Origin of the sequence: Cellulomonas humilata, from assembly GCF_030814415.1 — a bacterium.
Taxonomy (GTDB): Bacteria; Actinomycetota; Actinomycetes; order Actinomycetales; family Cellulomonadaceae; genus Cellulomonas; species Cellulomonas humilata_A.
The window spans coordinates 384,154-396,107 of the sequence record NZ_JAUSVB010000003.1 but is presented as its reverse complement, the minus strand read 5'-3'; the positions used below and the strand labels follow the sequence as shown (position 1 = coordinate 396,107).

General features: G+C 71.8%; 12 protein-coding genes. 4 read left to right on the top strand and 8 right to left on the bottom strand.

Features of this window, described 5'->3' with window-relative positions; genetic code table 11:
- Positions 1 to 68: 68 nt before the first annotated feature.
- The 7 genes from J2X26_RS12895 to J2X26_RS12865 all read right to left on the bottom strand — a co-directional run bounded on the left by J2X26_RS12895 (position 69) and on the right by J2X26_RS12865 (position 7,093).
- Positions 69 to 1,232 carry an ABC transporter substrate-binding protein gene (locus J2X26_RS12895; RefSeq protein ID WP_307492818.1) on the bottom strand — a complete coding sequence of 388 codons (1,164 nt, stop codon included), beginning with the start codon at positions 1,230 to 1,232 and terminating at the stop codon, positions 69 to 71.
- A gap of 66 nt (positions 1,233 to 1,298) precedes the next feature.
- Positions 1,299 to 2,060: an ABC transporter permease gene (locus J2X26_RS12890; protein ID WP_307492816.1), complete on the bottom strand. Its 762-nt coding sequence runs from the start codon at positions 2,058 to 2,060 to the stop codon at positions 1,299 to 1,301.
- A complete protein-coding gene (locus J2X26_RS12885; RefSeq protein ID WP_307492814.1) occupies positions 2,057 to 2,851 on the bottom strand; it encodes an ABC transporter ATP-binding protein in 795 nt (264 codons plus the stop codon). The genes J2X26_RS12890 and J2X26_RS12885 overlap by 4 nt, the downstream gene beginning before the upstream one ends.
- Positions 2,848 to 3,783 carry an ABC transporter permease gene (locus J2X26_RS12880; RefSeq protein ID WP_307492813.1) on the bottom strand — a complete coding sequence of 312 codons (936 nt, stop codon included), beginning with the start codon at positions 3,781 to 3,783 and terminating at the stop codon, positions 2,848 to 2,850. Before J2X26_RS12880 ends, J2X26_RS12885 begins: the two co-directional genes overlap by 4 nt.
- Positions 3,780 to 4,796, bottom strand: coding sequence for a TIGR03842 family LLM class F420-dependent oxidoreductase (locus J2X26_RS12875; protein WP_307492811.1), 1,017 nt, complete (start codon positions 4,794 to 4,796; stop codon positions 3,780 to 3,782). Before J2X26_RS12875 ends, J2X26_RS12880 begins: the two co-directional genes overlap by 4 nt.
- A 13-nt stretch (positions 4,797 to 4,809) precedes the next feature.
- Positions 4,810 to 6,228, bottom strand: coding sequence for a dihydropyrimidinase (gene hydA / locus J2X26_RS12870; protein WP_307492809.1), 1,419 nt, complete (start codon positions 6,226 to 6,228; stop codon positions 4,810 to 4,812).
- 16 nt (positions 6,229 to 6,244) lie between these two features.
- Positions 6,245 to 7,093 carry a nitrilase-related carbon-nitrogen hydrolase gene (locus J2X26_RS12865; protein ID WP_055922380.1) on the bottom strand — a complete coding sequence of 283 codons (849 nt, stop codon included), beginning with the start codon at positions 7,091 to 7,093 and terminating at the stop codon, positions 6,245 to 6,247.
- A 224-nt stretch (positions 7,094 to 7,317) separates the two neighbouring features.
- Between J2X26_RS12865 and J2X26_RS12860 the strand changes: the two genes are divergently transcribed.
- On the top strand, positions 7,318 to 8,691 hold the full coding sequence (locus J2X26_RS12860) for a PLP-dependent aminotransferase family protein (protein WP_307492805.1): 1,374 nt from the start codon (positions 7,318 to 7,320) through the stop codon (positions 8,689 to 8,691).
- 26 nt (positions 8,692 to 8,717) lie between these two features.
- Here the strand turns inward: J2X26_RS12860 and J2X26_RS12855 are convergent, their stop codons facing one another.
- Positions 8,718 to 9,194: a DUF6223 family protein gene (locus J2X26_RS12855; protein ID WP_307492804.1), complete on the bottom strand. Its 477-nt coding sequence runs from the start codon at positions 9,192 to 9,194 to the stop codon at positions 8,718 to 8,720.
- Positions 9,195 to 9,384: 190 nt separating this feature from the next.
- On the opposite strand from J2X26_RS12855, the gene J2X26_RS12850 reads away from it, so the two are divergent.
- The 3 genes from J2X26_RS12850 to J2X26_RS12840 all read left to right on the top strand — a co-directional run bounded on the left by J2X26_RS12850 (position 9,385) and on the right by J2X26_RS12840 (position 11,810).
- Positions 9,385 to 10,509 (top strand): sensor histidine kinase, encoded by a 1,125-nt coding sequence (locus J2X26_RS12850; RefSeq protein WP_307492801.1) that lies wholly within the window; start codon positions 9,385 to 9,387, stop codon positions 10,507 to 10,509.
- Complete coding sequence (locus J2X26_RS12845) at positions 10,506 to 11,168, top strand: response regulator (protein WP_307492800.1); 663 nt, start codon at positions 10,506 to 10,508, stop codon at positions 11,166 to 11,168. Before J2X26_RS12850 ends, J2X26_RS12845 begins: the two co-directional genes overlap by 4 nt.
- 219 nt (positions 11,169 to 11,387) lie before the next feature.
- A complete protein-coding gene (locus J2X26_RS12840) occupies positions 11,388 to 11,810 on the top strand; it encodes an HIT family protein (protein ID WP_307492798.1) in 423 nt (140 codons plus the stop codon).
- The last annotated feature ends 144 nt before the right edge of the window (positions 11,811 to 11,954 follow it).

Sequence of the window (11,954 nt, the reverse complement as noted above, 5' to 3'; positions counted from 1 at the left end):
GGTGCCTCTCCTTCGGTGGTGCGGGACCGCGCGCGGGCGCCGTCGTCGACGCCCGCGCGCGGCGGTGCTCAGTTGCCGCCGGCCTCGAGTGTGACCTCGATGGGCTCGAAGTCCTCGCCGGACACGTCGACGCCCTCGTCCTTCAGCTCCGCCAGCGCCTTCTCCACGTACTCGTTCGTGTACGCGTCGGCGTCGGGCTCGGCCGTGATGACGGTCGCGCCCTGGTCGTTCTTCGTCTCCAGGGCGATGTCGACCGTCTGGTTCCAGGCGTCCTCGTCGATCCAGCCGATGCCCTCCGGCGACGGCCAGACCAGCTTGTTGATCTCGTTCATCTGCCACAGCTGGTGGCTGTTGCCCAGCTGCGAACCCTGGGCCACGACGATGTCACGAGCCTCCTCCGGGTTGTCGCGCGCGTAGATCCAGCCCTTGAGGCTGGCCTTGATGAACTTGACCGTCGTCTCCTGGTACGCCTCGTCGTCCGCGAGCTTCTCGGAGTTCGCCCAGATGGCGTCCTGGAGCATCGCGGTGCCCTCGTCGTTCCAGTTGACCGCGGTGAAGTCGTCGGCCGTGTACAGCTCGCCCGTCTCCGGGTTCTCCGCCTCGAGCAGCTGCGCGTACTCGTTGTAGGTCATCGCCTGGGCCGCGTCGATGTCGCCCGCGAGGAACGCGTTCATGTCGAACTGCTGCTGGACCAGCGTCACGTCTGTCGCGGGGTCGAGGCCGGCCTTCGACATCCCCGCGAACAGCTCGAACTCGTTGCCGTAGCCCCAGTTGCCCACGGTCTTGCCCGCGAGGTCCGCGGCGGACGTGATGCCCTTGTCCGCGAACGAGACCTGGAGCGTGCCGGACCGCTGGAAGATCTGCGCGACGTCGGTGATCCCCGCGCCCTGCTCGCGCGACGCCAGCGCCTTGGGCACCCAGGCGATCGCGTAGTCGACCGAGCCGTCCGCCAGGACCGACTGCGGCACGATGTCGGTGCCGCCCTCGACGATCTCGACGTCGAGGCCCTCCTCCTCGTAGTAGCCCTGGTCCACCGCGGCGTAGTAGCCGGCGAACTGGGCCTGCGTGAACCACTGGAGCTGGAGCTTGACGGGGGTCAGCTCGCCGCCGGCCGACTCGCTCGCCGCGGGCTCGTCGGAACCGCCGTCGTCGGAGCTGCATCCCGACAGGACGAGCGCAGCGGTGACGCCGACCGCGGCCGCGCCCCACGCAGTACGCCTGGTGAGTCTCATCGTCATCCCTCTCGTTGGCTGTGCGTTGCGGATATCGGCCGACTGGCTGCGGTGGCAGGCGGACGTCTAGCCCCCTTGGCGCCTCGCGACGGCGCGCTCGAGCGCGAGGGTCGCGAGGTAGAACACGAGTCCGAGCAGGATGGCCCCGAGCACGAAGGCCCAGGCCCGGGCGTACGCGCTGTTCGACGCGGCGGACGTGATGCGCGACCCGAGGCCGTTCTGCAGCCCGCCGAAGTACTCCGCGACGATCGCCGCGATCACGGCCGTCGACGACGCGATCCGCAGGCCCGTGAACAGGTAGGGCAGCGCACCGGGGATCGTCACCGTCCGCGTGATCTGGCGGGGCGTCGCGGCGTAGGCCTTGAGCAGGTCGCGGTGCACCGGCTGCACCTGCCGCAGCCCGCGGAGCATGTTGACGAACACGGGCGCGAAGACGACCACGGACACGACGAGCCGCCGCGGGGTGGTCGACGTGGTGCCGAACATCGTGTTCAGCGCGGGCGCCAGCGCGACGATCGGCATGACCGACAGGGCCGCCGCGGTCGGCGACAGGAGCGTGTCCGCCATCCGGCTGCGTGCGGCGACGATCGCGGCGCCGACGGCCACCACGCTGCCGACCACGAGCCCGACCAGCACGTTCATGCCCGTGGCCAGCGCCGCGGACCAGACCAGCGGCAGGACCAGCACGAGCTGCTCGACGATCGCCGTCGGGCTCGGCAGCAGGTACGGCTTGATGCCCGCGCCCACGACGAACGCCTGCCAGAGCACCAGCGCGACCACGCCCAGCAGGATCGGCGCGACCCAGCGACGGACGACGGCGGCGGTCATCGCAGGTCCACCCCGCGCGCGGTGACCGGGGTGCCGTGCAGCGCCTCGCGGACGGCGGTGACCGCGGCGAAGAAGGCGGCGTCCTCGCGCAGCCCCTCGCCGCGCACGTCGCCGAGCGTGATGGGCACCACCGCGCTGATCCGCCCCGGCCGCGGCGACATCACGACCACGCGCTGGGACAGGAACACGGCCTCGGGGATCGAGTGCGTGACGAACACGACCGCCGCCCCGCTCTCCGCGCAGATCCGCACCAGCTCGGTCTGCATCCGCTCGCGGGTCATCTCGTCGAGCGCCCCGAACGGCTCGTCCATGAGCAGCAGGCTGGGACGCTCCGCCAACGACCGCGCGATCGCGACGCGCTGCTGCATGCCGCCGGAGAGCTGGTGCGGGAAGTGGCCGGCGAACTCGTCGAGCCCCACGAGCGAGAGCAGCTCCGTGGCGCGGACCGCCCGCTCGGCCTTGCCGATGCCGTGCAGCTCCAGCGGCAGCTCGACGTTCGCCGTCACCGTGCGCCACGGCAGCAGACCGGCCTGCTGGAACGCGATGCCGTAGTCCTGCGCCTCACGGGCCTGCTGCGGGGTCTTGCCGAACACCGTGAGCTCGCCGGAGGTGGGCGTGTCGAGGTCCGCGATCAGGCGCAGCAGCGTCGACTTGCCGCAGCCCGACGGGCCGATGAGCGAGACGAACTCGCCGTCGGCGACGCTGAGGTCGATGCCCTCCAGCGCACTCACATCCCCCGAGCGCGAGGAGAAGACCTTCCCGACGCCTCGGGCTTCCACGGCGTTCGTCATCTGACCTCCGCATAGCGGTAGCGGCCCAGGCCGAGCCCGAGCAGGGACACCAGGGCGGCGGCGACCAGCCCGAGCAGTGCGGCCGCGATGATCGCGGCCCAGGGCTTGGCGGGGTCGCCGCTCGCGGACTGGGCGTAGCTGATGATCAGGCGGCCGATGCCGCCCTTCGTGCCCGTCGACACCTCGGCGACGATCGCGCCGACCACCGCGGTCGCCGCCCCGAGCCGCAGCGCCGGCAGCAGGTACGGGACGCTCGCGGGCAGCCGCAGCGACAGCATCGTGCGGTTCCAGCTGGCTGCCTGCGCCCGGAAGAGCTCCACCTGGGCGGCGGGCGGCGACTGGAACCCCCGCAGCGCGCCGATGGTCACCGGGAAGAACGCCAGGTAGCTCGCGATGAGCGCCACGGACATCCACCGCTGCCACTCGAACGTCCCGATGTGGATGCGGCCGCCCCAGCCGACGACCAGCGGCGCGAGCGCGATGAGCGGCACGGTCTGGCTGAGCACCACCCACGGCACCAGCGCGGACTCCGCCAGCTGCCAGCGCTGCATGAGCGCGGCGAGCAGCAGCCCTCCGATCGACCCCACCAGCCAGCCCGCGAGCGCGACCCGCAGCGTGAACCAGCACGCCGAGAGCATCGCGCTCAGCACGGTCGGCGAGCCGGTGGCGGACGTCTCCGGCTGGAGCACCCGGTCGACGACGTCCCACACGTGCGGCATCGCGAGGTCGTCGGTCCGCGGCAGGACGCTCGCCTCGCCGATGTACCCGCCCGCGTCGGGCACTACGACCTTGACCAGCTCCCACAGCGCGGCGAGCAGGAGCACCGCCAGCACGCCCACGAGGATCCGTCGGCCCGCGGTCGACCGCTCGCGCGGGCCGACGGGCACCGGTGCCGTGCGCTCCGGCGCGAGCGTGGTGGCCAGATCGGTCATGCGGTGGCCACGACCGGGGTCGCCAGCGCGGGGATGACGTGCTCGCCGTAGACGCGCATCGTCTCCTCCTTGTTGTCGTGCTGGAGGTAGCCGGCGAACTGCGTGACGCCGAGCTCACGCAGGGCCTCGAGCTTCTCGACGTGCTCCTGCGCGCTGCCCAGCAGGCAGAACCGCTCGACGATCTCGTCGGGGACGAATGCGGCGTGAGTGTTCCCCGCGCGACCGTGCTGGTTGTAGTCGTAGCCCTGCCGCCCGGCGATGTAGTCGGTCAGGGCCTTCGGCACCGACGAGTCGGCGCCGTACCGGGAGACGATGTCGGCCACGTGGTTGCCGACCATGCCGCCGAACCACCGGCACTGTTCACGCATGTGCTCCCGGTCGTCACCGATGTACATCGGGGCGGCGATGCAGAACTGGATCGCGTCGGGATCCCGGCCCGCCTGCTCGGCGGCGTCCCGCACCACCTTGATGGTCCAGGCCGCGATGTCGGGGTCGGCCAGCTGCAGGATGAACCCGTCGCCCACCTCCCCCGTGAGCTTCAGCGCCAGCGGGCCGTACGCGGCCACCCAGATGTCGAGCGCCGACCCCTTCGACCACGGGAACCGCACCTCGGCCCCGTGCAGGTAGGCGGGCCGGTCGTTGGCCAGCTCGCGGATCACCTCGATCGACTGCCGCAGGGTCGCCAGGTTGGACGGCTTGCCGTGCAGGGTCCGCACCGCCGAGTCGCCGCGCCCGATCCCGCAGATGGTCCGGTTGCCGTACATCTCGTTGAGCGTGGCGAACAGCGAGGCGATCACCGACCAGTCCCGCGTCGCAGGGTTGGTCACCATGGGACCGACCATCACCTTGCGGGTGGCCGCCAGGATCGCCGAGTAGATGACGAACGGCTCCTGCCAGAGGAGGTGCGAGTCGAAGGTCCACACGTGGCTGAACCCGTGGGTCTCCGCCAGGCGGGCCAGCTCGACGGTGCGCGAGGCGGGCGGGTTCGTCTGCAGCACGACGCCGAAGTCCATGTGGTGAGCCCTTCTACAGGAGGTACTGGGACAGGCCGCGCGGCACGTACTTCCCGTGCCCGGCGCGTCCGCGGTAGCCGGTCTCGTCCACCACGACGGACCCCCGCGAGAGGACGACGTCGACGTGCCCGTCGATCTCGTAGCCCTCCCACGCCGAGTGGTCCATGTTCATGTGGTGCGTCTTGCCCAGGCCGATCGACGTGTGCCCGGCCGGGTCGTAGATGACGACGTCGGCATCGGCCCCGGGCGCGATCACGCCCTTCTTCCCGTACAGCCCGAACATCCGCGCCGGAGTCGTCGAGGTGAGCTCCACCCAGCGCTCCAGCGTGATCTGCCCCGTGACGACCCCCTGGTACATGAGGTCCATCCGGTGCTCGATGGAGCCGATCCCGTTGGGGATGGCCCGGAAGTCACCGACGCCTAGGTCCTTCTGACCCTTCATGCAGAAGGGGCAGTGGTCGGTGGACACCATCTGCAGGTCGTTGGTCCGCAGCGCCTGCCACATGTGCTCCTGGTGACCCTCGGCCCGCGAGCGCAGCGGCGTCGAGCACACCCACTTGGCACCCTCGAAGCCTGGTGCTCCCAGCTGCTCCTCGAGGCTGAGGTACAGGTACTGCGGACACGTCTCGCCGAACACGTTCTTGCCGTTGTCCCGCGCCCACGCGAGCTGCGCGACGGCCTGCTTGGCGCTCACGTGCACCACGTACAGCGGGGCGTTCGTGACGTCGGCCAGCATGATCGCGCGGTGCGTGGCCTCCTCCTCGAGCTGCCAGGCGCGCGCGATGCCGTGGTAGTACGGGTCGGTCTTGCCCTGCGCGACGAGCTGCGCGGCGAGCACGTCGATGGCCGGTCCGTTCTCCGCGTGCATCATCGTGAGCAGCCCGAGATCGGCTGCCTTCTGCATGGCCCGCAGGATCTGCGCGTCGTCCGAGTAGAAGACCCCCGGGTAGGCCATGAACAGCTTGTAGCTGGTCACGCCCTCGGCGACGAGCCCCTCCATCGCCTTGAGGGAGTCCTCGTCGACGCCGCCGACGATCTGGTGGAACCCGTAGTCGATCGCGCAGTTCCCGGCGGCCTTGTCGTGCCACGCACCGAGCCCGTCCATGACGCGCTCGCCCGTGCGCTGGACGGCGAAGTCGATGATCGTCGTCGTCCCGCCCCAGGCCGCGGCACGGGTGCCCGTCTCGAACGTGTCGGAGGCGTTGGTGCCGCCGAACGGCAGCTCCATGTGGGTGTGCGCGTCGATGCCGCCGGGGATCACGTACTTGCCGCCTGCGTCGATGACCTGGTCGACGCTCGCCGCGAGGTCGTGGCCCAGCAGCGTCGAACCGGGTGCGAGCACCGCGGCGATGGTCTCGCCGTCGATGAGCACGTCGGCGGCCGTCCGCCCGGTCGCGCTGACCAGGGTGCCGCCGCTGATGAGGGTCGTCATGACTGGACCTCCTGGCTCACGGAGCCACGATCGGGCCGTAGGCGTCCGGCCGGCGATCCCGGAAGAACTGCCACCGCTCGCGCACGACGCGGATCTGGTCGAGGTCCAGGTCGCGGATGATCAGCTGGTTCTCGCTGGAGGAGCCGACCTCGCCGACGTAGTTGCCGTCCGGGCCGACCGCGTACGACGAGCCGTAGAAGTTGACTGCCTCGTCGCCGTACTCGTTGTCCTCGAGCCCCACACGGTTGTTCGCGACGACGAAGTAGCCGTTGGCCACTGCCGCGGCCGGCTGCTCGATCTCCCAGAGCTTGTTCGAGATGCCCGGGGCCGTGGCGTTCGGGTTGAACACGATCTGCGCCCCGTTGAGGGCCAGCACCCGCCACCCCTCCGGGAAGTGCCGGTCGTAGCAGATGTTCACGCCGATCGTGCCGACGGCCGTCTCGAACACCGGGTACCCGAGGTTGCCCGGACGGAAGTAGAACTTCTCCCAGAACTTGGGCAGGTTCGGGATGTGGTGCTTGCGGTACTTGCCGAGGTAGCTGCCGTCGGCGTCGATCACCGCGGCCGTGTTGTAGAGGACGCCGGGCTGCTCCTCCTCGTACACGGGGAGCACCATGACGATGCCGAGCTCCTTGGCCAGCGCCGCGAACCGCTCGGTCGTCGGCCCCGGCACGGACTCCGCGTAGTCGTAGTAGGCGGTGTCCTGCGTGATCCCGAAGTACGGGCCGTAGAACAGCTCCTGGAACGCGATGATCTGCGCACCCTGCGAGGCGGCCTCGCGGGTCCACGCCTCGTGGAGCGCGATCATCGACTCCTTGTCGCCCGTCCAGGTGGCCTGGGTGAACGCGACGCGTACGACGGTCATAGGGCTCCTCCGCATCTCTGATCTCGACCGGCCTCGGAGCCCTACGCGGCGCCTGAGTGCCCGTTCTTGGCACCGTAGCCTGGAATGTGACTGTCCGGGTTGAACATTTCTGCGCTGTTACGGACGGGTGCCCGGACGCGAACATCGGCGCCGCCCACGTAAACATCTGAGCCTTCTCCGGGACGGCCTCCGCGGGCCCGGCTCGGACGTGCATCCTGACCCGCATGGACCTCGCCGCCCACGTCGACGACCGCAGCCCACGCGGCATCGCGGCGACCGTGGCGCGCCTCGTCCGGGGGGGCGACCTGCGGCCCGGCGACCGGCTCCCGACCGTCCGCACCCTCGCCGCCGACCTCGGCGTCAGCCCCGCGACCGTGAGCGGCGCCTGGCAGGCGCTCTCGGCCGTCGGCATCGTGATCTCCCGCGGTCGCGCCGGGACCGTCGTGCTGCCCCCGCCCGCCAGCTGGCTGCCGCCCCGCTACCGCGACCTCGCCGGCGGAGCGCCCGCGCGACTCGACCTGTCGACCGGCACCCCGGACCCCGAGCTGCTGCCCCTGATCGGTCCTGCCCTGTCACGGGTCGCCCTCCAGCGGCCCGCCGCCGACACGGGCGCCTACGTCACGTCTCCCGTCGTGCCCGCCCTCGAGGTGCTCCTGCGGGACTCGTGGCCGTTCGCGCCGCAGCGCATCACCGTCGTCGACGGCGCCCTCGACGCCATCAGCCGCACCCTCGAACGTGTCGCCGGCTACGGCTCGCGCGTCGCGGTCGAGGACCCCGGCTTCCCACCCCTGTTCGACCTCCTGGACCAGCTCGGGCTGGAGCGCGTCCCCGTGACGCTCGACCGGCACGGCATGCGTCCCGACGCGCTCGAGGCCGCGCTCGACGCCGGGGCGGGCGTCGTCGTCCTGCAGCCCCGCGCCCACAACCCGACGGGCGTGAGCATGACGTCGACCCGCGCCCGCGAGCTCGCCGCCGTCCTGCGCCGGCACGACGCCCTCGTCGTCGAGGACGACCACTCGGGCGAGATCGCGTCCGCCCGTGACGTCACCCTCGGGCCTCTCCTGCCCGACCGGGTCGTGCACGTCCGCTCCTACTCCAAGTCCCACGGCCCCGACCTGCGTATCGCCGCCGTCGGCGGACCCGCCTCCGTGCTCGACGGGCTGGTCGCCCGCCGCATGCTGGGCCCCGGCTGGACCAGCCGCCTGCTGCAGCACGTCCTCGTCGACCTCCTCACCGACAGCAGCGCCATCGAGGCCGTCGCCCACGCCCGTCGCGTCTACCACGCCCGCCGCCGAGCCCTGCGCGACGCGCTCGCCACGCACGGCATCGCGATCGACCCCGGCGACGGCATCAACGTCTGGCTCCCGGTCCACGACGAACGCACCGCCCTGGTCCGTCTGGAGGCCGCCGGCATCCGCGTCGCCCCGGGCGCCCCGTTCTCGGCCGACGGCGGGACCAGCCCGTCGAACGTCGTGGGCGAGGACAGCGGGTCACCGGCCGGCTCCGTCGGGCGTGCCCACGTCCGCGTCACCGTCGGACTCCTCGGCTCCGAGGTCGAGGACGTCGCCCGAGCACTGGCTCTCGCCGCGGCAGAGTGAGGGCTCCCCTGCCGGGAGATCGCCGACTACCGGTCGTCGACCGTGACGGACGGCCGCGGCCCGGCGCCGCGCGACGGATCGGGAGGAGTGCGCCGGGACCGTGCCAGGGCGAGCCCACCGAGGACGACGGCGACCGCCCCGAGCACCGTGGCCACGATGGCTCCACCGAGGCCGTTGCCAGTGCCCAGGCCGCCGTCGGCCGTGACCGCGAACACCACACCGAGCGCCGTGCCGACCAACCCCAGCGCCACGGCCCAGAGGGCGCCGGGCCGGCCTGCCCTGCGCGTGAGAGCGAGGACGCCGAGGACCGCTCCGACCAGCGCGAGGACGGCGACGAGCGTGGGACCGACGCGCCCGGAGGTCAGGCCGGACGGGGTGCCGCCTGCTGCCTGGACGTGGTCGTACGCGGCCGCCGGCGTGGCGAGAACGTACGTGGCGACGACGGCCGGTCCGGCTGCGGCAAGCACTCGCCGGACCAGCGTCAGGGCTGGAGGTGTTCGCATGGTGGCTCTCCTTGGTCGTCTGATGTCACCTGCAGCCTCTCGCCGGACGGACCGCCGGTCGTCCCCCAGACGCGGGCACTCTGGCTGCCGCAGACGCTGCAGGAGCGCGACGAGGTACCGCGCCCGCGGTAGGTGCCCGTCGTCCCCGAGCAGGATCCGGGCGCCGGCAGCACCGGACTACGGTGCCCGTATGAGCCCAGGGCGGATGCACGTGCCTGCGCCCGTCAGAGACGCAGCGATCGCCGTCGGGGTGGCGGTGTCGCTCGTGCTCGCCGGACTGTCGGGCGACCGACCACCCGGCGGCAGTGACCTGCTCGGTCTCGCGCTGCTGGCGTCCGGCGGGCTGGCGCTCGCCGTCGGTCGCCGGGCTCCGGTTGCGGTCCTGGCGGTCACGGGGCTGTGTGCGGTGGGCTACCAGGCCGCCGGCTACGACGTCCCGGCGGTGGCCTTCCTGTTCGCGGTGTTCATCGCGATGCGGGCAGGGCACCGCACCGCCACCGTGATCGCGAGCGTGGCGATGCTGGCCGCACTCCCGCTGGTGGCCCTGGTCTCCGGGAGCGATGCGGGGGCTGCGTTCGTGCACGCCCGGGACGCGCTCGAGCTGGCGTGGCTGATCGCGGCGGCCGCCGCGGGCGAGGCGCTGCGGCAGGCGGAGCGGCGAGCCTACGAGGCGGAGCGCACCCGGGAGGAGGTCGCGAAGCGTCGTGCCGACGAGGAGCGGCTGCACCTCGCGCGGGAGCTGCACGACTCGCTCACGCACCAGATCTCGATCATCAAGGTGCAGTCCGAGGTCGCCGTCCACGTCGCGCGCCGGCGCGGGGAGGAGGTGCCGGAGGCCTTGTTGGCCATCCAGGAGGCCGGCCGCGAGGCCACCCGTGAGCTGCGCGCGACCCTGACGGCGCTGCGTGACGACGACCTGACCCCGGCACGTGGGCTCGACCACGTCCCCGAGCTCGTGCAGGGTGCCCGCTCGATCGGGCTGGACGCGACGCTGACCATGAACGGTGAGGACGGCGACGTGCCGGCCGCGGTGGGCCGGACCGTCTACCGGATCGTTCAGGAGTCGCTCACCAACGTCGCCCGGCACGCCGGCGCCACGACGGCAGCGGTCACGATCGACTGCCGGCCCGACCTGCTCACGGTCCAGGTCGACGACGACGGCCGCGCAGCGCCGGACACCGTCCCGGTGCCCGGTGTGGGACTGCTCGGGATGCAGGAGCGCGTCAGCGCGCTCGGCGGTCGCCTGCGCGCGCGAGCCCGCAGCGAGGGCGGGTTCACCGTCCGGGTCGAGCTGCCCGTGGACCGCACGTCGTGATCCGCGTCCTGCTGGTCGACGACCAGCCGCTCCTGCGCAGCGGGTTCCGCGCACTCCTGGACCTGGAGGACGACATCGCCGTGGTCGGCGAGGCTGCGGACGGGGAGCAGGGCGTCGCACTAGCGGGCGAGCTCCGCCCGGACGTCGCGCTGATCGACGTCCAGATGCCGGGCGTCGACGGCATCGAGGCGACACGGCGCATCGCCCTCGACCCCGACCTCGCCGGGGTGCACGTCGTCATCCTCACCAACTACGGGCTCGACGAGTACGTCTTCGAGGCGCTCCGCGCCGGTGCGGCGGGGTTCCTGGTCAAGGACATCGTCCCCGAGGACCTGCTGCACGCTGTCCGCGTCGCGGCACGCGGGGACGCCCTCCTGGCACCGTCGATCACTCGCCGGCTGATCGACCGGTACGTCGCCAGGCCACCCCACCCGGCTCGCGGCGCGGCGCTGCGCCACCTGACCACGCGTGAGCGCGAAGCCGTGACCCTGGTCGCCGAGGGACTGACGAACGACGAGATCGCAGCACGCATGGTGATCACCCCGATGACCGCCAAGACCCATGTGAACCGGGCCATGACGAAGCTCCACGCTCGTGACCGGGGCCAGCTGGTGGTGCTCGCCTACGAGTCCGGGCTCGTGGTTCCGGGCAGTCGTTGACGTCCGCCACTGACGGCCGCGCCTGGTCGGTACAGGCATGAACGGCGATCCGGGACCTCCCCGAGCCCCGGATCACCGCTCAGCCATCGTCGAACATGTGTTCGATCCTAGGCCAGGGCTGCCCCCACAGCAAGGCCTGCAACCACGTGAACAGCTGGGCAGACGCCCAAGCCTGGCCCCCGCCGGGCCGGAGGGCGCGACCGCTGCCATCATCGGCGGATGACGACCGCGGACTGCCCCTTCTGCCGGATCATCACGCGCGAGCTGGACGCCTCGGTCGTGCACGAGTCGGCGACGGTCCTGGCGTTCATGGACATCGACCCGGTGACCGCGGGCCACGTCCTCGTTGTGCCGAAGTCGCACCTGCCGACCCTGGCGGACCTGGACGACGACGTCGCCGCCGAGATGTTCGCCGTCGCCCGGGCGGTCGCCGGGGCGTTGCGGAGGTCGCCGCTGCCCAGCGAGGGCGTCAACCTCTTCTACGCCGACGGCGAGGCGGCCTTCCAGGAGGTCTTCCACTCGCACCTGCACGTCTTCCCCCGCACCGCCGGCGACGGCTTCCGCATCAGCGCGCGCTGGGGCTCGAACCCGGCACGGGCGGAGCTCGACAGCCAGGCGGAGGCGATCCGCGCAGCACTCTGACCTGCGTGGGGGTGAGCATCGTCTCCAGGCTGCCCACTTGCCGACACGCCACCCCCCAGGCCTACTCTGTGCCCGGAACCTGACCAGCTGTGGCCGGGTCGTGCCGCCCGGTCCTGGGCGGCCCTCCGGAGGTGCGACGTGCAC

Excerpts from the sequence above, each read along its gene's own strand:
- J2X26_RS12895 (WP_307492818.1), bottom strand. The coding sequence starts at position 1,232 with ATGAGACTCACCAGGCGTACTGCGTGGGGCGCGGCCGCGGTCGGCGTC.
- J2X26_RS12890 (WP_307492816.1), bottom strand. The coding sequence starts at position 2,060 with ATGACCGCCGCCGTCGTCCGTCGCTGGGTCGCGCCGATCCTGCTGGGC.
- J2X26_RS12885 (WP_307492814.1), bottom strand. The coding sequence starts at position 2,851 with ATGACGAACGCCGTGGAAGCCCGAGGCGTCGGGAAGGTCTTCTCCTCG.
- J2X26_RS12880 (WP_307492813.1), bottom strand. The coding sequence starts at position 3,783 with ATGACCGATCTGGCCACCACGCTCGCGCCGGAGCGCACGGCACCGGTG.
- J2X26_RS12875 (WP_307492811.1), bottom strand. The coding sequence starts at position 4,796 with ATGGACTTCGGCGTCGTGCTGCAGACGAACCCGCCCGCCTCGCGCACC.
- hydA (WP_307492809.1), bottom strand. The coding sequence starts at position 6,228 with ATGACGACCCTCATCAGCGGCGGCACCCTGGTCAGCGCGACCGGGCGG.
- J2X26_RS12865 (WP_055922380.1), bottom strand. The coding sequence starts at position 7,093 with ATGACCGTCGTACGCGTCGCGTTCACCCAGGCCACCTGGACGGGCGAC.
- J2X26_RS12860 (WP_307492805.1), top strand. The coding sequence starts at position 7,318 with ATGGACCTCGCCGCCCACGTCGACGACCGCAGCCCACGCGGCATCGCG.
- J2X26_RS12855 (WP_307492804.1), bottom strand. The coding sequence starts at position 9,194 with ATGCGAACACCTCCAGCCCTGACGCTGGTCCGGCGAGTGCTTGCCGCA.
- J2X26_RS12850 (WP_307492801.1), top strand. The coding sequence starts at position 9,385 with ATGAGCCCAGGGCGGATGCACGTGCCTGCGCCCGTCAGAGACGCAGCG.
- J2X26_RS12840 (WP_307492798.1), top strand. The coding sequence starts at position 11,388 with ATGACGACCGCGGACTGCCCCTTCTGCCGGATCATCACGCGCGAGCTG.